Raw genomic sequence first — 26,758 nt, forward strand, 5'->3', positions numbered from 1 at the left:
TTATCCTGGGATTGCCAGTCCCACTCTCCCTATGAATTTCATTTGAAAGGGAAGAACAATATGTCTACACCCCAATTGGATCGATATCAGGAACTGGCCCGATTCTTGCGGATTCGAAGGGAAAGGATTCGTCCCGAGCAGGTCGGATTGCCTTATAGCGGACGCAGACGCACTCCCGGGCTTCGCCGCGGAGAAGTTGCTATGCTCGCAGAGGTAGGGTTGGATTGGTACACCTATTTGGAGCAGGGATGACACATTAATGTATCTCCTGAAGTACTCGAACGCTTGTCCAATGTGTTCATGCTGGATGCCGCCGAACGCAAGCATCTATTTTCCCTGGCCCGCAAAGTGCTGCCCTTGGAGCAATCCCAGGAACCTTCCATCATCAGTCCGTCGCTGCAAGGTTTCCTGGATAGTCTCGGCACTTCTCCTGCCAGCATCATGGATACCCGAATGAATATCATCGCATGGAATTCTGCGTACTGCGCCATAAACGGCGACTTATCCGCCATGACCGAACGCGAGCGGAATTTCGTGTGGATGACCTTTACCTCTCCACGGTTCCGATATCTCAAAGGAGATCAATGGGAGCTTCACGCCCGCCGTATCGCCGCTCAATTTCATGCTGGTTACGCCCGCTATGCAGATGATCCCTGGTGGTCAGGGCAGTTCGAAGCCTTATCCAAGGTCAGCCCCGAGTTTCGTGAATTCTGGGAAACCCACGATGTAAGGGAAGCCATCGACAGCCATAAAGCGTTGCACTGCCCGAACTTAGGGTTGCTGAATTTCGACCTGGTCTCCTTTCAATCCTTGGAGAATCCAAACCTGACCATATCCATTCACGTTCCGCATCCAGATGGCACCAGCGCAAAAATGGAGCAGCTCATGCTGTCGCCTCCTTTTATTTAATAAAAATTTTCATCAGCTTATTGTAAAGAGGATTAATAATATAGCATACAACAAAGATAATAAGGCTGCGCTAAATATATGCATATTGCTGATCAGGAGAGTTCCATGCTGCCTTTGGAGCATATTGCTGTATGTTTAAAATCGTAGTTAAGGCCAGCCGGGCGGAGTCTCTGTGCATGAATTCCCCTGCCCTTTCTTTCATCTCGCTCAAAATCCTCCGGTTATCCATAAGCCGCTGCAACTGCTGCTGCAGCTCGCTGACTCCGCATTCCCATGCTGCTCCGGCACTGACCAAATAATCGGCGTTATCCCGTTCTTGTCCAAGCCGGGCCTCAAAAAGAAGCATGGGCAACCGGCTTGCCAGCGCTTCAGAGGTGGTAAGTCCTCCCGGCTTAGTCATTAATACATCCGCCAGCGCCATCCACTCATGAATGCCCTCTACATATCCTTTTAGCAGCACATTGGGTCTGCCTTCCAATTCCTTTTGCAGATTTTCCTTTAATTTTCTATTTCGCCCGCAGATCATTACGAACTGAACATTGGACGGAAGGCTCCCCGAGTTGATTTGGTCGATAAAATCCTTGTCAATCATTCCTTCTCCTCCACCCATGACGAGTACAATAAAAGCTGCCTGACTCATGCCATGTTTGGCCCGCAGCTCCCTTTTGTCCAAGGTCTGGCTATAGGAAGGACGCACCGGAATACCTGTCACGGCAATTCTCGACTTGGGAACACCCCTACGCTGCAAAGCCAAACGCACCTGGTCGGACCCCACCAAATAAAGATCCATATGTGGATGAATCCAGTAGCTGTGATCGGTGTGATCGGTAATAACCGTGACTGCCGGCAGATCAATCAGACCTCTCCCCTTCAGCAGGGATATTGCCGCGGCTGCTGGAGGAAAAGTGCAGACCACTACTGTAGGCTTGGATTCCTGCAGCAATGTGATCATTCGCTGAATGCTGAACAAACGGAGTTGTTTTAATAATTGGGAGATGGAGTTGTCTACACGGGTCTTTTGAAACATATATCCGTAGAACGAAGGAAAATGCTTCACCCATTGCAAAAAGCAGTATCGCTCAAAGGTATGCAGGCGGGGATGCACCCAGGCCATTAAGTCGATTACCTCCACGGTAACTCCCGGTCTATACAGAGCGGATGCCTCCACAATTGCTTTCGCTGCCTGCATATGTCCATCGCCCAAAGTACCGGACAGAATCAATATCTTTTCTCTACCCCTTAATTTCATACCCATGTGTCTCACCTTCCCTTAGAACAGCTATTGTCTTCAGCGATTCTTATTGTACAGCTCTGAATTTTCTTTTTTCTTAACTGAATCTTACAATTACCTTAAGTTGTTCTTCATGAAAAAAAACACCTTAAGGGGAAGGTCCCCGAAAGATGTTCATTAGAAATTACGAATATAACATAGCACGGTAACCAATTATATAATCAAATCACGTACCGCAAAAGGTTCGATACGGACTGTCACATGCCTCAGGCAGTGTCGAATACTCAGCTTGTTCCACAGAGTACGCATAAGGATTCGAAAGAACTCCAAGCAGCCGTTCCATCACGCTGTAGTCTCCTTGCTTCACCGCGGCCTCCAGTGCTTCTTCAACCCGGTGGTTGCGCGGAATGACCGCAGGATTGCTGCTGCGCATCAGTTGCCGTGAAGCGTCTTGTGATTCCTCTTGTCTGCCCAGTCTCGCCCGCCATAGCTCCTGCCACTGGGTAAATTCCTCAGTACCAGACAGGACCGTATCTTCCGGCTTGCCCAAAGTTAAGGCACGGAAGGTATTGGTGTAGTCCGCACGATGCTTGTGCATCATGTCAAGAAGTCCTTCAATAAGAGCTTCATCCTCCAGTTCTTCGTTAAAAATCCCGAGCTTCGCCCTCATTCCCGTGAGCCAATTGCGTTGAAACATCACTCCAAACTCTGAAATTGCATCCTCGGCCAGCTTGATGGCCTGCGGCTCGTTATCATGCAGCAGCGGCAGCAGGGTCTCAGCAAACCTCGCGAGATTCCAAGCGGCAATACGCGGCTGGTTGCCAAAGGCATAACGGCCCTGACGGTCAATCGAACTAAATACCGTCTCAAGATCATAAGTGTCCATAAAGGCGCATGGGCCGTAATCAATGGTTTCTCCGCTAATGGCCATATTGTCGGTGTTCATCACCCCGTGAATAAAACCGACGAGCTGCCATTTAGCAATCAGGTCTGCCTGACGTTTAATTACTTCCTGAAGCAGGAAAAGATAACGGTTCCCGTCAGCATCCGCTTCGGGATAATGTCTGTGTAACGTATAATCTGCCAAAGCCCGGAGATCCTCTTTTATCCCCCTTGCTGCAACATATTGAAAGGTCCCGACGCGCAGATGACTGGCAGCCACACGGGTCAGAATGGCACCCGGCTGCTCAGTCTCCCGGATAATCGGCTCACCGGTTGAAACTACCGCCAAACTGCGGGTTGTGGCAATTCCCAGCCCATGCATGGCTTCGCTGATGATGTATTCGCGGAGCATCGGCCCAAGCGCCGCCCGGCCATCGCCCCCGCGAGAATAAGGCGTTCTGCCTGATCCCTTAAGCTGAATATCAACCCGCTCACCCTGCGGAGTGATCTGCTCGCCAATCAGCACTGCCCGGCCGTCACCTAACATGGTAAAATTCCCGAATTGATGCCCTGCATATGCTTGAGCAAGCGGCTCAGCACCTTCAGGCACCGCATTGCCTGCAAGAACCGCTGCCCCCTCATCGCTTCGCAGCGCCGGGCCGTTCAACCCTAGAGAGGCTGCCAATGGATCATTAAAAATGACCAGCTTCGGCAAGCGGACAGGAGTTGGCTTGAGCCCTGTAAACAATGCTTCCGGCAAATTAGCATAACTATTGTCGAAGTTCCAGCCTGTATGTATTCCTTTTTGCTCGGTCATAAGGTCTCCTTTTTTGGGGTGCAGCTTGGGTTTCCATGTAGTGTCTGCTGTTGTTTATTTATTTATCCGCTTTATAGCGCAGTTACATTAAGATACCTAAACTTCCCGTTTCTCATTGGGTCTGTATATTATTCGCTGGTAATCCCAGTCTTTCGAATCCATGTCGCCTAAATACATTCTTTCATGCTCAGGCACAAGCTCATATTTCGTTTTTAAGTTCTTTCGATAGAAATCGTTTGGATTTTCTAAATATAAATAATAGGCGGCTCTGCATTCCTCCAGGGTTGATTTTCCCCCGTTCAGTTTCTTGTGAATATCGTAGAGTTCTTTGAGCTTCTCTTCCACTTCGGATGAATAGACGGGTTGGGATAATGATACATCACCTAAATCCATAATACGGATCGGCATGCTAGCATCAAAAGCAGTAAAAAACGTCCCGTTCACAAATAATTCGCTGACTTCTTTCAATTTGGATTCTATTTCATTAGGCAAGTTATATATTACTACTCGGCCATCCTTGTAAACCATAACATTCACTAAATAATTCTCACCTTCGTATTTCATGAATATTGGGAAGCCATTGCCCTCGACTGTCTGATAAAACAATTCTTTTGCGACATAATAATCACTAGATTTAGAGTTATGCTTTACTTTTCTTGCTGTCTGCAGCTCGTACTCCTGATTTGAAATTTCGTATATATTCAAGAATTCAGGATTAAGTAATCTAATAGTCTTCTCAATATGCTCATAATAGCTTTTTTCATTAAATTCCCAGCTAGCTTCCTCTACTATATAGGCGCCTAATCCATGAATGGAAAGCTGATTCCCAACCGGGACCTTCGGAGATAACCAAGTGGATTCAAGTTTTGATTTCAAACCCTGTAGATCTACCAACTCCCAACAATTCGTCATTCCATCTTCATATACATCTACATTAATGTAGAAGTAGTGACCACCGTTATTGATAATCCCGGGAATGGAAGCACCCTCAATTGTTCGTGTTCTGCGAATCGCCTTCATCTGGAACCTCCCGCTATAGACTCAATTACACTCTGGCACCATTATAGCTGACCAGTATATATAAGTATAACACTATGATTATTCCATACCCTCATACACCCTATTAAGCAACATTATCCAAGAATCCTCCGACTGTTCATATTATAATAACCATACATTACTGAAAAAGAAGGTGCAGGCGGTGGCTCGTGAAGTTCGGACGGTCGTTTTTGATGCGGACTTGAGGCTTGAGGCGTATCGGTTTGAAGGGATTATGCAGAAGTTCCCGAACCATTTCCATGACTACTATGTCATTGGTTTTATTGAACAAGGCAAGAGAAATCTCGTATGTAATCTTAAAGAGTATATCCTGAGCAGCGGAGATGTGGTCATCTTTAATCCGCAGGACCCCCACGCTTGTGAAGCGGTAGACGGGAGAGCCCTTGACTATCGGTGCATCAATATACAGCCTGAGGTTATGCGGGAGTATGTGCAGGAAATTACGGGAAGCAATGATTTGCCGCGATTCACACAACCCGTTCTCTACCAGAGTGAGCTGGCGTTGTCCTTGCATGAGCTGCACCTGATGATTTTGGAGAGTCAGTCCGATTTTCAAAAAGAAGAATTGTTCATGTTCCTCCTGGAGCAGCTTCTGAGAGAATATACAGACACAGAACCTCCATGTCCCACCCGGGAGCTTACTGCTGAAATAAAAATCATCTGTGAATATATAGAGTCTCATTATGCGGACAGCATTACGCTGAATCAGTTAAGTGAGCTGGCAGGCATAAGCAAATATCACCTGCTGCGTTTATTTACTAAGCAAAAAGGAATATCGCCGTATTGTTACCTGGAAACCATAAGGATTAACCATGCCAAAAAGCTTTTAGAACAAGGAGCGCCTCCTATCGAAGTGGCCTCTCAGACCGGGTTCAGTGACCAGAGCCATTTTACCAATTTCTTCAAAAGACTGATCGGCTTAACCCCTAAGCAATATATGCGTATATTTATTCAGCCACCGGAACTGAAGCCGTCCGCAGAGGCCACATCATGATGGATCAGCGTAAAGTTACCACTGGACACCTCCTCGCGTTCATTACGATTGTGATCTGGGGAACCACCTTTATCTCCACCAAAATACTGTTAACAGACTTTACCCCCGTTGAAATTCTGTTATTCCGCTTCCTCATAGGGTACGTTGTGCTGTTTCTAATCTATCCGCGTCCCATCCGGACGGCATCGTTTCAAGAGGAAATGCTGTTTATTGCGGCTGGGCTGTGCGGGGTGACTTTATATTTTCTGATCGAGAATATAGCCCTTGTCTATACGCTGGCTTCCAACGTAGGGGTGATTGTGTCCATTGCTCCATTTCTCACGGCGGTGTTAGCTCATTTTTTTTTAGAGGAAGAGAAGTTGAATGTTCAATTTGTTGCCGGATTTGTGATTGCGCTGGCAGGAATTCTATTCATCGGGCTGAACGGCAGTTTCGTCTTACATCTGAACCCTGTCGGAGACTTGCTTGCCTTGCTCGCCCCCTTTGTCTGGGCCATTTATTCTGTTCTGATGCGAAAAATAAGCAAACTCAAGGTTCACCCCATTGGGGCTACGCGCAGAGTGTTCTTTTATGGACTGGTGGGCATGCTGCCTGCTCCATTTCTGTTTGAATTTCATTTTGGCCTGGACAGATTCAGTAAAATCTCTAATATAGCAAATCTTCTATATTTAGGTCTGGGAGCTTCTGCATTGTGTTTTGTGACCTGGAACCTTGTGGTAGGCATCTTGGGAGCGGTAAAAACAAGCGTGTACATCTACATTGTTCCTGTAGTTACTGTCGCGGCCTCTGCCCTTATTTTGCATGAAAGGATCACTTGGGCAACCGTTGTAGGAACTTTCCTCACTCTGACGGGTTCCTATATTTCCGAACGCAAAATCAAAACGATCCCCAAGAAGGGGATCGCTGTGAGAAGGCAGTAGGTATAAGAAATAGTAATTCTGAATATCGGGCTTCGCTTGGCCCCCTCAACTCATCACTCCAAGCGTAAATAATCAAAATCAACATATCCACCCGGTGATTTGGTAGCATAATTGAACAAAGCAAAACGGTAGCCCATAAAGTGAGGCAAGGTGTAGGACATCTGAAGCGTATTGCCTATAGCCGTCCAATTAATGCCGTCAAGACTGTAGGAGAAGTAGGCTTTATCTGTCTGATTGGTGAAGTCGCAGAGAAGCTTAAGGTATACTCTGTTCTGGGTGACAGGAATGCTGGCCGCTTCCGTCATTGTGCCTGAGGTGGCGTTCACCATCACGATGGATTTGGAGGTGCCGGACATTTTTACGCCCACAAATCCATATTTCGCCTGGAAGGCGGCCAGACCGGCATAATCGCCGTCCTTCATTCCGCTAGTTTCCATAGCAATGGTTCCGGTGCTTTTCGGTCCGAAGGTTCTTTGGGTCAGCGTATTTCTGGCATCCAGAATACTTGTGCTCACTTTGCCTGTAGTCAGTCTCATAAATCCGGGACGCTGCGTGAGGGACCAATTCGTATTGTCTGGATTGTGGTTCCACTGCCACACCTTAGCAAGAGCCGCTCCCGACGACGATGAAGCTCCTGCAAACGAAACATCATCCACATAGAAATTCATCAAATCATTGGTCGCGTCTGGAGTAGAACTGTAGGGTGTCTCTATAAAAAGAAACGTTTGAGAGAGATCGGCGCTTGCCGGGAGTGTATACGTACCTTGGATAGTACCCCATTGGCCCTTGGTCAAGGTAGCGGACCCAAGAATTGAGATCCCTGTGTAGCTTGGGCCATTCTGGATGTCGAAATTGAATGTCTTGGTGGCTGGACCTGTGGTGTATTTCACTTTTGCAGAAAAAGCATACGTTCCGCCGTTAGTCACTTTTCCGGTAATGACCTGTTTGAGACCTGCCGCGGTTTGTTGTCTGCCGCTTACAAGCAGGCTTTTGAAGCCGCTGAAATATTCCGAAGTGGTTGCTGCAACCGTTGCGGTGTTATTGTTCGTCCACAGGCTTAGGGTGGAATCCTCCATTCCTCCGTTCACAATAAGCTCGCTGGAGGCTTGAGCAGATGTGAACTCATCGGACGCATACACCTTCTTAACCGGATTGCCTTCCACGGGAATATTCATCGTGAGCGGGGCTTTACCGCCCACGCCGAATACCGGCCAATTGTTGGACCATGTCACCGGAACCAGATACGGCAGACGCCCGATGGCTCCGCTGTCCTTGAACAGCATGCCATACCAGGAGCCCGAAGCCGTATCGACAATGCCTCCCTGGGCAATACCTGAATCTTTAAGTGCAACCTGTCCTGTATACAGCCCTGTCAAGCTGCTGGCACGGTAAGTCAATTGTGTGCGTCCGCTTCCCGATGGCCAGACGATAAGGAACACATAGTAGTAACCGTTGATCTTCTGGATATGCGCGCCTTCGGCCTTGACGATGAAGCTTGTACCGGCGATATTGCTGGAATTCGGGATAATTACCTGACTCAGTCCGCCGGATTTGATCGCTTTTGCATCGGCCGTAAGCTCGATAATGCTGATGTTATCACTGCCATAGACCAGGAATACACGTCCATTGTCGAACAGTAGCGAAGCGTCATGATAGTAGCTTCCAAGCACTGAGTACGTCCATGGGCCTGTTTCGATATTGCTCGTTTGATAGATATAGGTTTTGCCAGTCGAATTGGAACCGAAGGACACATAATAGATGCCGTTATTGTATCTGAGGCTGCTTGCCCATGATCCCCTCCCATATTCGTTCTGCCCGTTGTTCAGATTCTGCGCGTCATTGCTTGCATAGGTATCGTAAACATAATTGACGATCTCCCAATTTACAAGATCATAGGATTTCATGATTGGAACTCCGGGGTTCATATGCATGGTCGTGCTGGACATATAATATGCATTGCCTACCCGGATCACATCGTTGTCTGGAACATCAGCATAGATAAACGGATTTGTAAAAGTAGTAGCTGCAAACGCCGGAAGACTGGACAGCGTGCTCATTAATAATGCGAAAATCAATGATAGTAAACCTATTCTCTTCCGCATAATCATTTTGCTCCTATTCCTCAAGCTTCAAATCATCAGCCGTTAATTAATTTCGATATAATCCACATAGGCATCCCAACTCCCGTTATCCGTGGTTACGAGCAATTTGACCTCCTGATCTCCGGTTGCATGAGTGATGCCTGACAAGGTCTGGACAGTCGGCGTTGTTCCGGTGAAGTTAAAGGAACCGACTGTCGTCCCGCCAATCTGCAAATCTACTCTGGCAGTGCCGGAATTGTTCGAGGAGCCCCGGACAGAAAAAGTATGGGTAGCGTTGGCAAAATATTGATTGTACGCCGCATAGTCATTGTTCGCGTATAAAGCGACTCCACTGAAAGGAGAACTGATCTTCCCGGCGTATGAACCGCCAAGCGTCATGTTCTCAGCTTCAACCCTGGTTCCAGTGGAAGCCGAATTTGAGCTGAACTGCCAGTAATCTAAATTGAACAAGTTGCTGGTTCCTGTTCCGGTAAATACCAAGAACACATTGTGAACCCCTGTAGCATTGCTTACAGCCGTTTCAATTCCCTTCCAGGTTTGCGCGCCTCCAGTAGAGCTGACATTAAGCGTTCCAACAAGAGGACCTGTTGCGCTGTCGAGCCGTATTTCTATTTTGCCGCCCACCGTTGAGGCTACATTCGCTTTGAACGTCTTGGCTCCGCCTGAACCAAAGTCAGCATTGCCTACAGCAATCCAGTCACCATTATTGATATTGGTCACATTCATATTACTGGTCGGTCCGCCTGTTGCTTGCGTAGCCTCGGTTGCAATGCCCGCATTCCATCCTATGGTTTCCGCCTCTGTTCTAATGTATGGATTGAGATTGGCAATCTGGGCGATTCCCGCCATATTTCCCTGAACCTCTTGTATGGTTCCATCGGCATTATGCACAAGCTTGTTGATATGCGGGGAACGGTAGCCTTTTCCATCTCCTAACATGGCTTTGCTGACAGTCTGGGCATGGTACACTACATACCACTGGTTATTGAAGTTAAACACCGCATGATGGTTGTTTCCGCCCACTCCGAAGAAGGTATATGGATTTTTCAGAAAATGCCCTGTGTAAGTAAAAGGTCCCATAGGGCTGTTGCTCACCATGTACCCGATTTCACCTGCAGGATAAGCTGACGGATGTGTGCCGGAGAAATTGATGCAATAAGAGTAATAGTATTTGCCGTTGTACTTATGAATTGCGGAATCTTCGAACATATAAGGGGCATCAATCGTTGAAGCGCTTCCAATAATACTGGTCATATCTGCGCCCAGCTTTAACACTCTGGCTGTTTTGGGATTGGCGACAGACGCCGGATCTGAGGTATTGGGTATCCCCCCGCCGGAATACAGATATCCGGTACCATCATCATCCACCAGTACTGCCGGGTCAAACAGCCATGTAACTCCGGACATTCCAGGGGTGCTGAGGGTGACGAGAGCTTTTCCTAGCGGATCTGTCCACGGACCAATCGGAGAATCCGCCGTTAGCACACCGATTCCAGAGGCTCCGTTCGCGAAATACAGGAAAAATTTATCCTTACCGTTAATTTTTTTGGTTGCCACTGAAGGAGCCCATGAGAGTGAGGCCCATTTGGCAATCCCCGCTCCATTATTGGCATTATTCGCCCCTGCGACCGGAATGGCACCGTGGTCTGTCCAGTTCACCATATCCGCAGATGAGATGACGTTTATTTTATTAAGCGCACTGAAATCATTGTCTTTAATTGATCCGTCACTGTTGTATACATACGCATCGCTCGACATATACACATAGACTCTGCCATTATAGACCAGCGCAAAGGGATCGGCTCCCAGCTTGTGGTCCATCAGAGGATTAGAGTTGCCTGGAAGCTTGGCAAGCGGACTGTTGGCCGCAAGAGCAGACCGCATGGGTAAACAGCTCAGCAATAATGTAAAAGCTAATGCGAACACCGCGAACTTTTTAAGCATGTACAGATTACCTCCCATTTTGATTTGATTGTATTCCGAGTTTGTGATACCGCTTTCAAATCATGAGATTGCCAGCATAATGAAATTAACCTTCCCTCCCCTCGTTTTATATTAGTTTCCAAATTTTGATAATATTCGCTAACATGACCCATTTTATTATACTAACACCCCTAGTACAATGTAATTTTTTATTCGAAAGGTTTAATTTTTTTCGTATTTTCATTTAGTATTTGCGATTCTCCACTTCCATGCCTGCCAGCTCCTGAGTGAAAATGTCTTCAGGCGTCACCATTCGCTTCGGCAGTGTCCGGCCGGCCATGATTTCTTTTACCGCCTGCATCAGCAGTGGCCCAAGCAGTGGATTGCACTCAACTACGGCATTAATATTACCCGCCGCCATTTGCTCGAACGCTCGCCGTGTACCGTCCACTGAGACAATAATAATATCACTGCCCGGCTTGAGGCCCGCCTCCTTGATCGCCTCTACCGCACCGATTGCCATATCGTCATTGTGGGAAAACAGCACCTCAGGCCACTTTTCCTTGGGCTGCTGTAAAAATTCCTTCATAACCTCACGCCCGCCGCTTTGTGTGAAATTTGCAGGCTTGCTCTGTGTAATCTGGAGATTCGGTTTATTCTGGAGCATCTTCCGGAACCCCCGCCCCCGGTCAATCGACGGCGTCGAGCCCACTGTACCCTGCAGCTCAGCAATGGTAATGTCTTCGGACTGATGGCGCATTTTATCAATCACGTATTTGGCCGCCTTCACGCCTTCTTCATAAAAGTCAGAGCCGATAAAAGTAACGTAAAGCGAGCTGTCCTCTATGTTAACGGAACGGTCCAATATAATAACCGGAATACCCGCCTGCTTGATTTCCCGAAGGATGGATTCCCATCCGGTCTCTACCACGGGAGCAATCGCAATAATATCAACCTTACTGCGGATAAAGGAGCGAATAGCCTCGAACTGCTTCTGTTGGTCTTGCTCGGCGTTCTTCATTATGAGGGTGATTCCGGCCTCAATAGCGGCTTCCCGGATCGAAGCGGTGTTCGCCTCCCGCCAGGTACTCTCCGAACCAAGCTGGGAGAAGCCCAGCACCACCGGCTTTACCGCATCGGGATCTGCGGGGGGCAGCAAACCGGTCACCACAGGACCCTCCTGCTGCATGATCGGAGCCTGCGTATTGTCGTTTCCGCCGCCTGAGCAGCCGCTGATTAGCAGCAGCACCACCAGCAGCACCAGACACCATTTGACCATTCTCATCCCTATCCCTCCCCGCAATGTTAACGTTTACAATTATATAACAAAAGCATTGGGAAACAAGAAAATTTTGTCTCCCAATGCAGGCTGTTGCAGTTATTGTTTTAGCGTGGGGCGCCCCGAGCTTAACACCCGCTGCAGCAGGATAAATACGAACAGCAGCAGGCCGATGACAATCTTGGTCCACCATGAGCTCAGCGTGTCCTCGAAGCTGATAATCGTCTGAATCACTCCCTGAATGAGTACCCCAAAGAAGGTACCCAGTACATAACCTACACCTCCGGTCAGCAGTGTGCCGCCGATAACGACCGCCGCGATGGTATCGAGTTCAAAGCCGACGGCATGAAGCCCGTACCCCGACAGCATGTAAAAGGTGAAGACCACACCCGCGAGCGCCGAGCAAAATCCGCTTAGTGTATAGACCAGCACTTTGGTCCGTGCCACCGGGAGCCCCATGAGCAGAGCGGAGTGCTCGCTGCCCCCAAGCGCATACACATTGCGCCCGAACCGGGTGTAATGGGCAGTGAAAATAGCGCCGGCGACGACGATCAGAGCAATAACGGCGCTGATGGACAAGAAGCTTCCGCCCGGAAGTGCGAGCTTGGTCTGGGCAACGGCCGTGTAGAAGGAATTATCAATTGTAATGGTATCAATGCTGATCACATAACACAGACCCCTAGCCAGGAACATTCCTGCCAGCGTCACAATGAATGGCTGAATTTTGAAATAATGAATAATGGCCCCCATCGCACTCCCGAAAGCGGCGCCCATCAGGAGCACCAGCGGGATCACCACCGCAGGCGGCCAGCCATGCTGCTGCACCAGACTGGCGGAGATCATCGTGGACAAGGCAATGATGGAGCCGACAGACAAATCAATCCCGCCCGACAGAATCACAAACGACATGCCTACAGCCGTTATCAGCAGGAAGGCATTATCGACCAGCAGATTCATTAGCACCTGGAGCGAGAAAAATCCGGTATACCGGAAGGAACCGGCAGCGAACATAAAGAGGAACAATAGAATCGTGACGACAATCGGAATGTACTTGCGGTTAAGAGACATGACGGGCGCTCTCCTTCTCTGCAGGGTAATGCCGCGTTCTCCAGCGCGAGGCAATGGCGGCACGGAAGGTATCCGATTGAATCAGGCAGACCGCCAGGACAACGAAGGCTTTGACAACCAGCGTGATTTCCGGCGGAACACCTATCATGTAGATGGTTGTGGTCAGTGTCTGGATAATCAGGGCTCCGATCACCGTACCCGTAAGATAAAAACGTCCGCCATTCAAAGAGGTTCCGCCGATGACAACCGCCAGAATAGCGTCAAGTTCATACCACAGGCCAGCGTTATTGCCATCTGCGCTGGACACGTTGGAGCTAAGCAGCAGTCCGGCAATGCCCGCGCATAAGCCGCAGAATAAATAGACAGCCAGAATGACCCCATTTGAGCGGATGCCTGTCATCCGGCTGGCTGTCGGATTGCAGCCGACTGCCTCAATAAAGAGGCCCAAGGCTGTTTTTCGGGTTAACAGCAGAGCAATGCCCAGAACCAGGGCTACAACAAAAATCGAAAACGGCAGCGTAGCAAGGGAGCCGGAGCCGATATAGGCATATTTGGCGCTGGTTACGGTAATAATCTGACCGCCGGTAATCAGTTGGGCGATTCCCCGTCCGGCGACCATCAGGATCAGTGTGGCGATAATCGGCTGTATACCGGCTCTGGAGACCAGCATGCCGTTCCATGCGCCCAGTACGAGCGATACACCGGCCGCAAGCAGCACGGAGGTCAAGATTAGTCCCAGCGCATTTTGATCTGAGCCTTTGCTGATGCTAAGGCAGGCAATGGCTCCTGATATCGCGACAATGGAGCCGACGGACAAGTCAATGCCCTTGGTAGCCACCACCAGTGTCATCCCGATGGCCACCAGAATAAGCGGCGCGCCGAAGTTGAGAATATCAATCAGGCTGCCGTACAAATGCCCTTCATGCATCGTGATCGAGAAGAAATCCGGGGAGTAGAACAAATTGAACAGCAGCAATGCGGCCAGCACGCACAGCGGCCAGAATAAATGATGTTGGGCTATTTTTCTCATAATTGTTTCAGCCTCCTGCAATGGCCTGCATAATTTGCTGCTGACCCATGTCCTGCTCCGAAATTTCCTTCACCTTGCGGCGGTCGCGCAGGATGGCTATCCGGTCACTCACCCGGAGCACTTCCTCAAGCTCGGAGGAGATGAAGAGGAAGGACATCCCCTGCCGCGAGAGCGACAGCACCAGCTTTTGAATTTCCGCCTTTGCGCCAATGTCGATGCCCCGTGTCGGCTCATCGAGAATGAATAGCTGCGGCTCAGTCAGGAGCCAGCGGGCGAGCAGCACCTTTTGCTGGTTGCCGCCGCTTAGATTCTTGATCAGATGGTCGGGGCTGGGAGGATTGATGTTCAGCATGCGGATGTATGTCTCGGCCATCTCCTCCTGCCGCTTACGGGAAATGGACCTAAATGTCCCGTACTTCGCCTGCAGGGCAAGAATAATATTCTCCCTTACCGTCAGATCGCCAATGATGCCTTCCGTCTTGCGGTTCTCAGAGCAGAAGGCGATTCGCTGGCTGATGGCTTCACGGGGAGTATGCACTGCTCCTTGCGATTCAGAGAGAATCAGTTTCCCCGAGTCCGCTTTGTCGGCTCCGAAGAACAACCGCGCTGCCTCCGTCCGTCCTGAGCCTAGCAGCCCGGCCAGGCCCACTACCTCGCCTTTGCGGATGGAAAGATCAAACGGCTCGATTCCGCCTTTGCGTCCAAGACCTTCAGCCCTAATCAGCTCATCGCCTATAAGCACCTTGTATTCTTCCGCCAGACTGGGCAGTTCCTCCAGCAGATTAAGATCCTTTCCGATCATTTTCAGCACCAGATCCAGCCGGGTCAGCTCCTTGGTCAAATATTCACCGACACATTCACCGTTGCGGAGGATAGTCACCCGGTCGGAGATCTCGTACATCTGATCGAGGAAATGTGTAACGAACAATATCGACAAGCCATCGCTTCTCAGCTTCCTCATAATCCGGAACAGCTGCCCGACTTCATTCTGGTCCAGACTTGAGGTCGGCTCATCCAGAATCAGCACCTTGGCTGAAATATTCAGCGCTCTGGCGATTGCGATTAGCTGCTGCACAGCTACCGAATACATATGCAGCGGCTGGGTAACGTCGATCTGCAAATTCATCCGCTCCGAAAGCAGCTCGGCCGCAAGCCGGTTCATCTCCCTCCATAGAATCCGTCCGAAGCGCCGCGGCTCTCTTCCAATGAAGATATTCTCGGCCACCGTCAGGTTAGAGCATAGATTGACCTCCTGGTACACTGTACTGATTCCCGCATTCTGCGATTCCAGCGGGCTGTGTACCGAGATTGGAGTTCCCTCCATTTCCACGCTGCCCTCATCAATCGAATACACACCGGTCAGCACTTTGATTAGCGTTGACTTCCCGGCGCCATTCTCCCCCATCAAGGCATGCACCTCGCCCGGGAACAACCTAAGGTCCACATCGCTCAGCGCCTTGACGCCCGGAAACCGTTTATGAATTTTCGTCATTTGCAGTATGGGGCTCTGCGTGCTCATTATCGCATTCACTCCTCATTGTTCAGAAGCCACTCCCCCGGCAAGTTGCCTTCGGCAGAGTGGCGTTGCGGATTTCCTTGCAATTAATACTGGCGGCTAGGCAGGGCCTCCTTCGCCTGCTCGGACGTGAAGGTTGTTTCTTCGGTCACAATCCGGGCCTCTACGGACTTGCCGTCCACGACATTCTGCACGACCTGCATCAACTGTGGCCCAAGCAGCGGATTGCACTCTACGATGAAGTTGATTTTGCCTTCACTGGCCGCCTGTATTCCGTCTTTGACGGCATCGACGGAGATAATTTTAATATCCTGGCCGGGTTTAAGTCCTGCGGCTTCAATCGCCTGAATCGCACCAAGCGCCATATCATCGTTATGGGCATACAGGACATCGATATCTTTATTCGCTTTCAGGAACGCCTGCATAACTTCTTTGCCTTTGGCCCGGGTGAAGTCACCTGTCTGTGAAGCGATCACCTTGAGATGCGGATTGCCCTTGATTACTTCGGCAAACCCCGCCATACGGTCATTGGCCGGTGCAGAGCCAGTAGTTCCCTGCAGCTCCACAATATTAACGTCCTCTGTGGCATCTTTGTACTGCTCCGACAGCCACTGCCCAGCCTTCCGGCCTTCCTCCACGAAATCGGAGCCGAGGAAGGTGACGTACAGCGACGTGTCCTTGGAATCTACAGCACGGTCGGTCAGAACCACCGGAATTCCCGCGTCCTTGGCCTCCTTGAGCACGGTATCCCAGCCGGATTCCACAACTGGAGAGAATGCAATAACATCAACCTTTTGCTGGATAAAGGACCGGAGTGCCTTGATCTGATTTTCCTGCTTCTGCTGCGCATCTGAGAATTTCAGCGTATAGCCGGCTTCTTTTGCAGAATCCTGAATGGATTTGGTATTCGCACTGCGCCAGCCGCTCTCAGCGCCGACCTGTGAGAAGCCCAGCGTTATATCCTTTGCCTCCGTCTTGCTTCCGCTGCTTGCGGCCGGCGCTTCCGTAGCCGTCTTTCCGCTGTTCCCCCCATTTGCCGCCGTGTTCCCCCCATTATTGCTGCCGCATGCTCCAAGCATGACCATGGATAAGGTGAGTGCAAGTACTGCCCCTATTTTTCTGGATTTTTTCATTACCATCTTCCTCCCCTTTTTCATTCACCATCGTTTGGTGTTGGAATGATTATAGAACGCTTTCAAATTTCTTATATACGGGCAGCCTTTGGCGTTTGTTTTCTATTTTTTTGTTTTTTCAGTATCCGGGATGATTTTGTGTAATTTTTTATTTAAAAAGTGTGAATTTTGATTGTATTTTCTTTTTTGTATCTTGCATACCTTTTTTGTTATAAACTATAAATTGAAGCCAAATATATGCTATTTGTGAAAGGGTACTACCGATGATACGGATCATACGATGGATCTCCTCCAGCCTGAGGGCAAAATTGCTGGCTTTGTTTATTGTGCTGTCCACGACACCGCTGATGGCTGTTGGTCTCATTTCATATCAGAAATCCTATCATTCGATTTCCAGTCACAGCAAAGCTTCAAGCATGCTCCAGGCAGACCTGCTGGGGACGAACATTGATAACCTGTTCAAAGACACCGAGCGGCTTCTGGAACTCAGCAATAATCCCCAGGTCATTCACTTTCTCTTCTCACAATCTGAAACCTATCAGGAAGCTAAGAATATTCTTCAGACCTTCGCCCTTTACCGGGAGACCTACAAATATGATAATGTACTGAACATCAGCCTGATTAATCTATACGGCAAAGGCATTAGTGAACGCAGAGGTATCTTTCAATCCAATATCAATCCGCTGCGCAATCCGCATTTCCAGACGCTGGCCCAAGACCCGGATATCATCCTCCGCATTCCTCCATCTACTATCTCCGGCTATGACCGGGTCGACGGTTTTACTTACAAGGATCAGGGTGTGATCTCGATCATGACCGCAGTCAAGCAGCGGATCACGCACGAGGTGATCGGATTTGTCATTGTGGACCTGGACGATTCGTTCATTAAGGAGTTCTGCGATAAGGTGACTATCGGTAAAACAGGGTTCTTCTACATTCTGGATCAGCAGAACAACCCGATCTATGTCCCTCCCGTCAGTGAGACAGATCTGGCATTAATCCAAGAAGTCTCCGGTCTGAAGGGAAGCGACAGCTTTGTGCTGCAAACCGCTGGTCCGCCCCGTTTCATTGTTCATACTTCCTCTGTCTCGACGGGCTGGACGATTATTGGAATGGCACCTCTGCAGGAGATCGTTGCCGAAGCGAACCGGATCAGGCAGCTAATTATCGTCAGCGTATTGCTGAGCATCGTTTTTGTGATCACTCTCCACTTTCTGCTTACGAAGCGGCTGACCCGGCCCATTCAGCTTCTGCAGCACAAGATGCGGCTGACCGCAAGCGGCTATCTGGAAGCCAAGGTCAAGCCGGAAGGAACTGATGAAATCGCCGACCTCGGTCAAAGCTTCAATATTATGGTGGAGAAGATCAAAGAGCTGCTGGAGCAAAGCATCCAAGAGCAGCAACAGCTGCAAAAAGCGGAGCTGCGGACATTGCAGGCGCAGATTAATCCTCATTTTTTGTACAACACCCTCGATTCTATTGTATGGATGGCTGAAGCGGGTAAAAACGATGGTGTCATCCGTATTGTGAAAGCGCTATCTGACTTCTTCCGGCTCAGCCTGAATAAAGGACGCGACTGGGTACAGATCCGCTCAGAGCTTGCTCATGCGCAAAGCTACCTGATCATCCAACAGATGCGTTACCGTGACATTCTTGAGTACAGGATTGAGGTTGCCGAGGAGCTGCAGGAATACCCGATTCTGAATATGACGCTACAGCCCTTGATAGAGAATGCTCTATATCACGGAATTAAAAATAAACGAGGCAAGGGGATCATCAGCATTGGCGGTTATGCGGACGGGAACTCAGTTGTGCTTACCGTATCCGACAATGGAATTGGCATTCCCGGGGAACGGCTTGGGCTTCTCAGGGAGCAAATACAGCATCCGATTCAATCGGAGGGCGCTGATACCGCTCAAAGCGGATTTGGCCTCCAGAATGTGCATCAGCGGCTGCAGTTGTATTTCGGGGAAGAGTATGGCATCCGGTTAGACAGTACGGAAGGCATTGGTACGCAAATTAGGGTTCGCATACCCAAGAATAGGGGGACCTGACATGAAAAAGGTAATGCTTGTAGACGATGAGATTTTGATCCGTGAAAGTATACGGGAATGTGTGGATTGGGAGAAGGAAGGTTTTATCTATTGCGGCGACGCTCCCGATGGCGAGCTGGCGCTCCCGATCATCGGCGAACAGCTCCCGGATATCCTCATTACCGATATCAAAATGCCTTTCATGAACGGACTGGAGCTTAGCTCGGTTGTCCGCCAAAGATTCCCGAATATCAAAATCATCATTTTGAGCGGTCACGATGATTTCCAGTATGCCCGGACAGCGCTGCGGCTTGGGGTTGAGGATTATTGCCTGAAACCGTTCAGCTCTGCCGATCTGCTGCAGCTGCTCCGTAGTGTCAGCGCCAGAATTGATGAAGAACTGCGCCTGAAGCGCAACTATGCCCGCACGCCCGAGAAGCTGTTCGCTGATCTGTGCGGAGGTCTGATCAGCACCGCTGCCGCCATCGAATCGGCGGAACAGCTTGTTCTGCCGCTAATGGCCCCTTATTATGCAACTGCCATATTCACGTTAATTCCTTCAGGAAGTGAAGAAATCAAGGATAGTCCCTCTCCTGTGACTAATTCTGAAGAACTGCTCGCAAGCATGCTAAAAGAGTTGACGGATGCCTTCGCCTATAAGCGCAGCCGAACTGAAACTGTTCTGATCATTAAAGGCAACGATCCGGAGCAAATGAGCAGAAGCTTGAAAGATACTTGCGAGACATTCATGCAAAAGCTGAGAAAGGCCTGCGGCTGTGAGCTGTCCGTCAGTCTGGGCGATGTGCGGGAACGCCTTCAGGGAATTCATCTTTCCTACCTTGAAGCCGAAAACGACCGGATGTTTAAAAAAATGTCCCGCCAGCATTCTGAGACGCTGCTCGATGCTTATTTTGATCCATCAACCGATGGTGTTCTGCTCGACCGGAACCGGCTGATCCAGTTTCTGAAGCTAGGGGATAGCAGGCAAGCTTCCGCATTTCTGCTGCAGCTCTCTGCGGACCTCGAAACGATGAATTGGAGTTCAGTGTACGCCTACTACCTGATGAACGACATCACCCTTGAGCTGGTGCAGACGGCCAAGAGCTGTTTTCGTGCGTCCGCCAATCCTGCGGAGATCATCAAAGAACTGCAGCAGCAGTTAAAGTATGTTTCCAATACCGGCGAATGCCTCGATTATTTGAAAAGGCTGTTTGAGCGGCTTTGGGAGTGGCGGTCAGAAGGTTCGGATAAATACCGGGAGCTGATTGATAAAGTACAACATTACATCCGGGAGCAGTATGACAACGAGCAACTCTCTCTTAACGACATTTCCAGGCAGGTCGGAGTCAGCCCCAGCCATCTAAGCAAGATATTCAGCCAGGAAACCAGACAGACGATTACTGAATTTCTAACCGCCACACGAATGGATAAAGCCAAGGAGCTTCTCAAGACGACGGGACATAAAACGTTTGAGATTGCATATAACGTAGGCTACAACGATCAGCATTATTTCTCCAATCTGTTCAAAAAAGTAACCGGGATGACCCCCATGGAATATCGGAAGCACGGAAATCTGGAGGATCGGCTTAACCCCATTCAAAAAGGGGCGGGGTATCTGTGAACTCTTTCAGAACGCAGACGGGGCTTTTCCCGATCATGCTGCTGATAGCAGGCCTTCTTCTCAGCGGCTGCTTCCATTCGGACGAAGCGATGAACTTGCCAGCACAGAAAGCAGGAGTCGCTTTGTCTTCCCAAGGCGAGGATCAACCCCTGACCTTCGGCATTATCTATCCAATGGTGAATGCCACCTACGAGATGATTACGGAGAAGGCCGAAGCAGCAGCAAAAGAACATAACATTCAATTGCTGGTTCAAGCGCCCGATGAAGCAAATCTGGAGCAGCAGGTTCGGATTATGGAGATGATGATCAAGCGGGGAGTTGATGGAATCGCCATTGCCCCGGTGGATTCTGACGCTCTAGTTGACGTTATTAATAAAGCGGTGGCCCAAGGTATTCCCGTGGTCTGTTTTGAATCGGATTCGCCTGGCAGCAGAAGAGAAGCATTTATCGGTGCTGACAATAGACAGACCGGTGCTGTGATTGGTCAGACTGTGGATCGCCTGTTAGGCGGAAGAGGGATGATCCTCGTTGAATCCGGGATGTCCCGCATGCTTGGACTTGAGGAACGCCTGCTGGGACTCCAGGAATATCTAGGCGGGCATACGCAGATTGATGTGCTGGAAATCCGCCATAATGACGGCAGCGAGAACAGTGCTGCATTACAACTGGAGCAAATGATATCCAACCATCCCCATTTCAGCGCCTTGGTAAGTCTGGATTTCGTCTCCAGCTCAAGCTCTGTGCTTGTCTGGAAAGCCAAGGGCCTGAAGCGTTACAATATCGCGCTTGGCCTCACCCCGCCCTTGCAGCAAGCGATGGACAACGGACAGATCACACGTGTAATCTCACAGAACGAGCAGAGCTGGGGAGAGAATATTATAAATGCGCTGCTGCTAAAAGCCAAACACAAAGAGGTTGTGAAATGGATCGATACGAAAATTACGATTATCGGTGACTAGCTCATCCAGCTCATCCCGCATTAACCGCATAAATAAGCGCTCAAAGTATGGCAGCACATGCTTTGGGCGCTTATTTTATCTGATAGTCTGCCCACTTTAACTTTAACCGGTAATTAAGGATTCTATAAGCTAAGATTTCCGTGATATGACACATTATTTCATTTATTATTACATTTTCTATTTTATGACTTTTTTCATAGTTATTAATTGGAAATAGATTTACTTTATTTACAAGCTAGTTGAATACAACTCTATCAGTCCTGGGGAGGACGAGGCGTATGAGATTATCTAAGTATATCTATAAACACAGATTAAATGATGATGTTCTGCTGATTATGAATACTTTAACCGGTGCTGTGGACTTGGTTGAGCATAAGGTAGCCCGTATTTTTTTTAACAAAAGGCTGCTTCCAATGGACGACTTGGATCTTGAGACCAGAACACTGCTAACGAGCAGAGGTTATCTTACGGAAATGAAAGAAGAAGAATATGTACGTGAATCGCTGGAAACATACTACACCTCGCATCCGACCTTACACTTCACGATTTGCCCAACCTATAAATGCAACCTCTCCTGCCCTTACTGTTTTCAATCGGGTATTCATCAGGACTCACCGACACTAGAGCTTACACAGATCAATGAAATGTTTCAGGCTATGGATCAAATGGTTCAGAAGCAGCCCAATGCGGCTATCCAATTCGAGCTTTTTGGCGGCGAGCCCTTCCTGGCCCGCAATCAATCTCAGGTTGAATACATATTGCAGCAGGCGATTCACAGAAATTGGCCTATTCTCTCCATCACGAACGGAACAGAATTGAACGCTTACTTCTCTTTTCTCCAGGAGCATTCCGAGCATTTCCATCATATGCAGATTACTCTTGACGGCCCCAAAGAGATTCATGACCAGCTGCGAAAATATATGGACAACAGCGGCAGCTTCGATCAAATCTGCAATAATGTTAATTTCCTTCTTGAACATCATATTCCGGTAACGATCCGAATCAACACAGGCAGAGATAATGTCCGATATTTACCGGAAATGTTCGATTTGTTCGAACGGCTTCAGTGGACAAGCTCACCTGATTTCTCCTGCCAGATCACCCCGATTAACGATAATTTCAATACGGGGAATGTAGCCGGTTTTCAGCCCGAATATGAACTGCTAGTGCAGCTTCATGCTATCTTTCCGGATTGGGAAGCAACCCGCGACAGGTATACGGCCAGCTTGGGCTATTTCATGGAGAAGAAGCTGCGGATTCTCCGCAAAGCCATTTTTGATAAAGACGATGATCAATATTACTTCGATTTATCCGGCTGCAGTGCTTCCAAGCTTCATAATCTCGTATTTGGTGCAGACGGGCTACTGTATCCTTGTGTGGAAACGGTTGGATTCCCGGATTATTCGATTGGGAGCTATCTTCAAGGGCTGCAATTGAATGAAGAGAAATGGCAGAGATGGAACCGGGATATCGTAGTGAATGAGAAATGCAGCCGGTGCAATCTCGCTCCTTTATGCGGGGGCGGTTGTGTTCTGAAAGGAAGCAGCGATGGTGAATTGAAGGACTTTGAATCGAATTGCAGCTTTACGAGGCAATGCCTTCAGACCTATCTCGAGCTTCACCGGGATCGTCTGCTTAAAAGCTACTACCAGTGAGCTCCATTAACACCTGATGCCAAGGTATCCGCCTTGTCATAAATATCTTTATATGAGAGGAGGAAATGTAAATGAAATCATTGACTAAGGATAGCGATCTCTGGACTAATCTCTCAGCCAAAGAACTCAAAGAAATTCCGGTTCCCTCAGCCTGTTGTCTAAAAGATGTACACCAAATCAGCAACCCTAACAAAAAGGTCAGCTAATGTAATAGCGGGAAGAGCATCGCTTATGCCTTCCCGCTATTCTTACTATGGGAGGGTAAACCATGTATATTTCGAAGTATATCTTTACATATAGATTAAGAAACGGACAACATCTGATCTTTAATTCTTTATCAGGAGCAATGGACATTGTTGAGGAACACATCAGCCATTTCCTCACAAATGTTCAACCTCCTGCACCCTCTCTTTTGGATGAAGAACAACAATTTTTGTTGTCCAGAGGCTATCTTTTTAGGGAACCTAAAGAGGAGCAGAGTCTTATCGACCGGTATAAAGAATACCTGGATCATCATGGCTCAAGTGAAATTTCATTTGTGTTCTGTCCATCCATGACCTGCAATTTAAAATGCGTCTACTGCTTCGAGTCTCAAGAAATCCGCTCCAGCAATGAACGGATGACCGAAGATCAGGTTCATGCCGCCTTCCTGGCAATGGATCAGATCATACTGGACCACCGTTCCTCCAGTCATCATTTCTCTATTTTTGGCGGGGAACCTCTCCTTCCCCAGAATCTCGCTATTGTCGGACTTATTCTGAAAAAAGCCAAAGAACGGGAGATTTCCGGCACCATTATATCGAATGGTGTGTTTCTGTCTCACTACCAGGATTTGCTGGAGCCCTATAAGGATATGATAAAAATCCAGCTAACCATCGATGGCCCTCAAGCGATTCATGATCAACGCCGTATCACCCAAGCCAACCAAGGAACGTTTCTGAAAATAACAAATCAGATTGACTGGTTTTTAGAGCATCAATTTGATATCGCCATTCGTGTCAATCTGGATGGTGAGAACATAGAGCATCTGAATGAGCTTCTGGATTTTTTCGAGGGTAGTAAATGGAATAAACACTCTAATTTCTCAGTTGCACTATCTCCCGTTGAAAATTATGCAGGCAATGCCGCTCCGGGCCTGCTTCCAAATTATCAGATCACAGAATCTATCAAAAAGAATGTGCCGAACGAAAAATTAAGAAGGATGAATACTACTTTAAACAGTGATTTAACCAGGCTCTCCTTGCCGTTTGAAAAGGTGTTAAATACCGGCATCGCCACGAATAACTATTTCCCCAATTTTTATTTTTGTGAGGCTGCCGGAGGGAAAACGTTCACCTTCTCACCGGATCATCAGGTCTACCCATGCTCCAGCATTATAGGCGACAAAAAGTGGAGTCTCGGAACGTATTATCCGCAGCTTGAGCTAGATGAACAGAAGCTGGCATTATGGAATGGGCGTCATGTCTTAAATCAGCCGGAGTGCAAATCATGCAATATAGCTTTTCTATGCTCAGGGAATTGCCCTGTTCAAGCCGACAGAAAAACAGGTTCTATATTAGGCTCCTACTGCGGAAATGTGAAGCGTGATCTTGGCGATCATCTTGAACTTTTGAATTCTTCTTTCGTTGCCTTAAGTTAAATTCTTCTCTTACGTGAGGTGATTGGAAATGATCCAATTGATATGTCCGCCCTATAATGCAGCCGTGGATACCGTTGATCCCCCGCTCAACCTTCTTGTTCTGGGTGCTGCTCTCATCGACGCGGGTTACGAAGCTTGCCTCACTGATCTGGCTTTACTTTATTCAGGCACCAGCCAGTTTGATGCAGCAGCCCTTGCCGATATCGCACAATTAATCATCAGTAAGCCATCCAGGTATCTCGGTTTGACGGCGATGTGCTGCAATTATTCCATAGCTCTGAGGATTGCAGAGGAGTGCAAGCGGCTGGACCCGGACAAAATCATTATCTTTGGCGGTCCCCATGCGAGCTTTGTAGCCGAAGAAACTTTAGCCCACTTCCCGTCTGTTGATTATATCGTTATTGGGGAAGGTGAGCTTACGCTGCCGGAGCTAATTACAGCCTTGGAGTCTGAACATCCTGTTACAGGGGTTGAAGGGCTGTCCTACCGGGCGGAGGGAGAGATTTGCACAAATCCGCCACGGCCGATCCTGAAAAATCTGGACGAAACTCCGTTTCCCGCTTTCCATTTAATTGATGACATTAATGCCTATTTCACAAGCTCAGAGCCTAAATATTTTCCGATTGAAGCTGGCCGCGGCTGCCCCTTTAATTGCAGCTTTTGCAGCACATCGGTATTTTTTTCAAGAAGATACAGAACAAAGAGTCCCGCGCGGATTATTGCTGAGATGAGATACGTCCGGGATCAATGGGATATTACCCATTTCAGCTTAACGCATGACAATTTCACCGTGAATCACCAGTTTGTCAGACAATTCTGCCAGGAGCTTATAAAGTGCAACGAGTCCTTCACCTGGAGCTGTTCCTCCCGAACCGACCACGTAAATAAAGAACTGTTCGAACATATGATGCAGGCCGGATGTAATGGCGTCTTTTTCGGGATTGAGAGCGGCAGCCAGTCCATTCAAAAGGCTATTGGCAAAAAACTCGATTTGAATCAAGCCTATGAACTGCTCCGGGAACTTCATCAGCTTGGTCTTTCGTGTACAGTCTCATTTATTACGGGATTTCCTGAAGAAACGAAGGACGATATCAATCAGACCCTGGATTTGATTGTCCGATTAATCTCCATTGGGATCGTTGATGTGCAATTGCATCACTTATCGCCTTTTCCCGGAACCAAATTATATGATACAGAAAAGGACAGCCTGGTGCTTGCCGATCAATTCTGGAGCACAAACGATATGAACAGTGATTTCAAGCTATCCGGGATCGAAAAGGAATGGATCGCCAGATACCCGCAAATTTTCAGTAACTATTACTCAATGCGGTCTGTGGATACTCCCATCCTGCACCGGATTAGAAAACTCTATTATCCGCTAGCACACTCTTTCTTTCGCACCTTGTATTATCTGAATCATCTCGGTGCAGTTTCATACACCAATACGATTGATTTTGTCTCCGCTAGGTTAGTTTTGAACGCAGCTCCCCCGCAGGAAGCCATTGTGGCCCTAATAATTGAGGAGCTTATCCAAAGTCTTGAGCCGGATGCAGGACGCATTATCAAGGATTTCTTTTCTTATGAACAGGCTGTAATGGAATTAATGCAACAGGCTGCAAGACCGCTTAACAGGGACAGCATCAAGCCGGCAAAAATCCTCCAGCCGCATTATTCGATCCTTGAGCTGAATCTGCATAACCCTTTGCCTGCGGAAATTCAGCTTCTGGAAGGAAATGAGGAATGCATTTTACTCGTACTGGAGAGTGCTTCAGCTCTTGAGGGTCATAAACGTTTCGTCCGGGTCATGAGCATGGACGATTTGAGCCTTTCGATTATTCAGCGGATGGATAACGGAAGCGACTTCCACACGGTTGTACATAACCTGTCACTAGAGAACCCGTTTGTCTCCAGCGAGGAAGAACGGCAGGATTGGATTGGTTATGTGTACGATCATTTCTATAATCATCAATTGCTAACTTCCTAGATGA

21 protein-coding genes are annotated in these 26,758 nt (G+C 48.5%); 11 read left to right on the forward strand and 10 right to left on the reverse strand.

Annotation, left to right across the window (positions count from 1 at the left end; genetic code table 11):
• Positions 1 to 60 precede the first annotated feature (60 nt).
• Both ACX1DY_RS03155 and ACX1DY_RS03160 read left to right on the forward strand, forming a co-directional pair.
• Positions 61 to 252, forward strand: coding sequence for a hypothetical protein (locus ACX1DY_RS03155; RefSeq protein WP_458962720.1), 192 nt, complete (start codon positions 61 to 63; stop codon positions 250 to 252).
• 42 nt (positions 253 to 294) lie between these two features.
• On the forward strand, positions 295 to 909 hold the full coding sequence (locus ACX1DY_RS03160) for an MmyB family transcriptional regulator (protein WP_458962829.1): 615 nt from the start codon (positions 295 to 297) through the stop codon (positions 907 to 909).
• Between the two features lie 70 nt (positions 910 to 979).
• Here the strand turns inward: ACX1DY_RS03160 and ACX1DY_RS03165 are convergent, their stop codons facing one another.
• From ACX1DY_RS03165 to ACX1DY_RS03175, 3 genes are all read right to left on the reverse strand, one after another.
• Positions 980 to 2,158 (reverse strand): MGDG synthase family glycosyltransferase, encoded by a 1,179-nt coding sequence (locus ACX1DY_RS03165; RefSeq protein WP_458962721.1) that lies wholly within the window; start codon positions 2,156 to 2,158, stop codon positions 980 to 982.
• A gap of 208 nt (positions 2,159 to 2,366) precedes the next feature.
• Positions 2,367 to 3,839 (reverse strand): protein adenylyltransferase SelO, encoded by a 1,473-nt coding sequence (locus tag ACX1DY_RS03170; protein WP_458962722.1) that lies wholly within the window; start codon positions 3,837 to 3,839, stop codon positions 2,367 to 2,369.
• Between the two features lie 96 nt (positions 3,840 to 3,935).
• Positions 3,936 to 4,859 carry a DUF7638 domain-containing protein gene (locus tag ACX1DY_RS03175; RefSeq protein WP_458962723.1) on the reverse strand — a complete coding sequence of 308 codons (924 nt, stop codon included), beginning with the start codon at positions 4,857 to 4,859 and terminating at the stop codon, positions 3,936 to 3,938.
• Positions 4,860 to 5,040: 181 nt separating this feature from the next.
• On the opposite strand from ACX1DY_RS03175, the gene ACX1DY_RS03180 reads away from it, so the two are divergent.
• Entirely contained in the window at positions 5,041 to 5,892 is an 852-nt protein-coding gene (locus ACX1DY_RS03180) for an AraC family ligand binding domain-containing protein (RefSeq protein ID WP_458962724.1), read from the forward strand.
• The gene (locus ACX1DY_RS03185; protein ID WP_458962830.1) at positions 5,892 to 6,812 is read left to right on the forward strand and encodes a DMT family transporter; all 921 of its coding nucleotides are present in this window, start codon (positions 5,892 to 5,894) and stop codon (positions 6,810 to 6,812) included. The genes ACX1DY_RS03180 and ACX1DY_RS03185 overlap by 1 nt, the downstream gene beginning before the upstream one ends.
• 53 nt (positions 6,813 to 6,865) lie before the next feature.
• On the opposite strand, the gene ACX1DY_RS03190 is transcribed toward ACX1DY_RS03185, so the two are convergent.
• The 7 genes from ACX1DY_RS03190 to ACX1DY_RS03220 form a co-directional block, all read right to left on the reverse strand.
• On the reverse strand, positions 6,866 to 8,914 hold the full coding sequence (locus ACX1DY_RS03190) for a beta-xylosidase family glycoside hydrolase (protein ID WP_458962725.1): 2,049 nt from the start codon (positions 8,912 to 8,914) through the stop codon (positions 6,866 to 6,868).
• 42 nt (positions 8,915 to 8,956) lie between these two features.
• Positions 8,957 to 10,858 (reverse strand): carbohydrate-binding protein, encoded by a 1,902-nt coding sequence (locus ACX1DY_RS03195; protein WP_458962726.1) that lies wholly within the window; start codon positions 10,856 to 10,858, stop codon positions 8,957 to 8,959.
• A gap of 223 nt (positions 10,859 to 11,081) precedes the next feature.
• The gene (locus tag ACX1DY_RS03200; RefSeq protein ID WP_458962727.1) at positions 11,082 to 12,122 is read right to left on the reverse strand and encodes an ABC transporter substrate-binding protein; all 1,041 of its coding nucleotides are present in this window, start codon (positions 12,120 to 12,122) and stop codon (positions 11,082 to 11,084) included.
• A 93-nt stretch (positions 12,123 to 12,215) separates the two neighbouring features.
• Complete coding sequence (gene yjfF / locus ACX1DY_RS03205; protein WP_458962728.1) at positions 12,216 to 13,184, reverse strand: galactofuranose ABC transporter, permease protein YjfF; 969 nt, start codon at positions 13,182 to 13,184, stop codon at positions 12,216 to 12,218.
• Complete coding sequence (locus tag ACX1DY_RS03210) at positions 13,174 to 14,214, reverse strand: ABC transporter permease (RefSeq protein ID WP_458962729.1); 1,041 nt, start codon at positions 14,212 to 14,214, stop codon at positions 13,174 to 13,176. Before ACX1DY_RS03210 ends, yjfF begins: the two co-directional genes overlap by 11 nt.
• A 7-nt stretch (positions 14,215 to 14,221) precedes the next feature.
• On the reverse strand, positions 14,222 to 15,733 hold the full coding sequence (locus ACX1DY_RS03215; RefSeq protein WP_458962730.1) for a sugar ABC transporter ATP-binding protein: 1,512 nt from the start codon (positions 15,731 to 15,733) through the stop codon (positions 14,222 to 14,224).
• Positions 15,734 to 15,816: 83 nt separating this feature from the next.
• A complete protein-coding gene (locus ACX1DY_RS03220; RefSeq protein WP_458962731.1) occupies positions 15,817 to 16,863 on the reverse strand; it encodes an ABC transporter substrate-binding protein in 1,047 nt (348 codons plus the stop codon).
• Between the two features lie 263 nt (positions 16,864 to 17,126).
• Here ACX1DY_RS03220 and ACX1DY_RS03225 point away from each other — a divergent pair, with 263 nt between their 5' ends.
• The 7 genes from ACX1DY_RS03225 (at position 17,127) to ACX1DY_RS03255 (ending at position 26,754) form a co-directional block, all read left to right on the forward strand.
• The gene (locus tag ACX1DY_RS03225; RefSeq protein ID WP_458962732.1) at positions 17,127 to 18,917 is read left to right on the forward strand and encodes a sensor histidine kinase; all 1,791 of its coding nucleotides are present in this window, start codon (positions 17,127 to 17,129) and stop codon (positions 18,915 to 18,917) included.
• 1 nt (position 18,918) lies between these two features.
• Positions 18,919 to 20,517: a response regulator gene (locus ACX1DY_RS03230; RefSeq protein WP_458962733.1), complete on the forward strand. Its 1,599-nt coding sequence runs from the start codon at positions 18,919 to 18,921 to the stop codon at positions 20,515 to 20,517.
• Complete coding sequence (locus ACX1DY_RS03235) at positions 20,514 to 21,476, forward strand: sugar ABC transporter substrate-binding protein (RefSeq protein ID WP_458962734.1); 963 nt, start codon at positions 20,514 to 20,516, stop codon at positions 21,474 to 21,476. The genes ACX1DY_RS03230 and ACX1DY_RS03235 overlap by 4 nt, the downstream gene beginning before the upstream one ends.
• Before the next feature lie 278 nt (positions 21,477 to 21,754).
• Entirely contained in the window at positions 21,755 to 23,131 is a 1,377-nt protein-coding gene (locus tag ACX1DY_RS03240; RefSeq protein ID WP_458962735.1) for a radical SAM protein, read from the forward strand.
• Positions 23,132 to 23,202: 71 nt separating this feature from the next.
• Positions 23,203 to 23,337, forward strand: a complete 135-nt coding sequence (locus tag ACX1DY_RS03245; protein WP_458962736.1) for a hypothetical protein — start codon at positions 23,203 to 23,205, stop codon at positions 23,335 to 23,337.
• Positions 23,338 to 23,399: 62 nt separating this feature from the next.
• On the forward strand, positions 23,400 to 24,770 hold the full coding sequence (locus ACX1DY_RS03250) for a radical SAM protein (protein WP_458962737.1): 1,371 nt from the start codon (positions 23,400 to 23,402) through the stop codon (positions 24,768 to 24,770).
• A gap of 28 nt (positions 24,771 to 24,798) precedes the next feature.
• On the forward strand, positions 24,799 to 26,754 hold the full coding sequence (locus ACX1DY_RS03255; protein ID WP_458962738.1) for a B12-binding domain-containing radical SAM protein: 1,956 nt from the start codon (positions 24,799 to 24,801) through the stop codon (positions 26,752 to 26,754).
• Positions 26,755 to 26,758 lie beyond the last annotated feature (4 nt).

This window comes from Paenibacillus sp. BAC0078 (assembly GCF_054483875.1).

Bases quoted from the DNA above. Each gene is read 5' to 3' on its own strand.
- yjfF (WP_458962728.1), bottom strand. From the start codon at position 13,184: ATGTCTCTTAACCGCAAGTACATTCCGATTGTCGTCACGATTCTATTG.
- ACX1DY_RS03240 (WP_458962735.1), top strand. From the start codon at position 21,755: ATGAGATTATCTAAGTATATCTATAAACACAGATTAAATGATGATGTT.
- ACX1DY_RS03250 (WP_458962737.1), top strand. From the start codon at position 23,400: ATGTATATTTCGAAGTATATCTTTACATATAGATTAAGAAACGGACAA.
- ACX1DY_RS03255 (WP_458962738.1), top strand. From the start codon at position 24,799: ATGATCCAATTGATATGTCCGCCCTATAATGCAGCCGTGGATACCGTT.
- ACX1DY_RS03200 (WP_458962727.1), bottom strand. From the start codon at position 12,122: ATGAGAATGGTCAAATGGTGTCTGGTGCTGCTGGTGGTGCTGCTGCTA.
- ACX1DY_RS03185 (WP_458962830.1), top strand. From the start codon at position 5,892: ATGGATCAGCGTAAAGTTACCACTGGACACCTCCTCGCGTTCATTACG.
- ACX1DY_RS03215 (WP_458962730.1), bottom strand. From the start codon at position 15,733: ATGAGCACGCAGAGCCCCATACTGCAAATGACGAAAATTCATAAACGG.
- ACX1DY_RS03245 (WP_458962736.1), top strand. From the start codon at position 23,203: ATGAAATCATTGACTAAGGATAGCGATCTCTGGACTAATCTCTCAGCC.
- ACX1DY_RS03170 (WP_458962722.1), bottom strand. From the start codon at position 3,839: ATGACCGAGCAAAAAGGAATACATACAGGCTGGAACTTCGACAATAGT.
- ACX1DY_RS03210 (WP_458962729.1), bottom strand. From the start codon at position 14,214: ATGAGAAAAATAGCCCAACATCATTTATTCTGGCCGCTGTGCGTGCTG.
- ACX1DY_RS03220 (WP_458962731.1), bottom strand. From the start codon at position 16,863: ATGAAAAAATCCAGAAAAATAGGGGCAGTACTTGCACTCACCTTATCC.
- ACX1DY_RS03175 (WP_458962723.1), bottom strand. From the start codon at position 4,859: ATGAAGGCGATTCGCAGAACACGAACAATTGAGGGTGCTTCCATTCCC.
- ACX1DY_RS03165 (WP_458962721.1), bottom strand. From the start codon at position 2,158: ATGAAATTAAGGGGTAGAGAAAAGATATTGATTCTGTCCGGTACTTTG.
- ACX1DY_RS03230 (WP_458962733.1), top strand. From the start codon at position 18,919: ATGAAAAAGGTAATGCTTGTAGACGATGAGATTTTGATCCGTGAAAGT.
- ACX1DY_RS03195 (WP_458962726.1), bottom strand. From the start codon at position 10,858: ATGCTTAAAAAGTTCGCGGTGTTCGCATTAGCTTTTACATTATTGCTG.
- ACX1DY_RS03225 (WP_458962732.1), top strand. From the start codon at position 17,127: ATGATACGGATCATACGATGGATCTCCTCCAGCCTGAGGGCAAAATTG.
- ACX1DY_RS03155 (WP_458962720.1), top strand. From the start codon at position 61: ATGTCTACACCCCAATTGGATCGATATCAGGAACTGGCCCGATTCTTG.
- ACX1DY_RS03190 (WP_458962725.1), bottom strand. From the start codon at position 8,914: ATGCGGAAGAGAATAGGTTTACTATCATTGATTTTCGCATTATTAATG.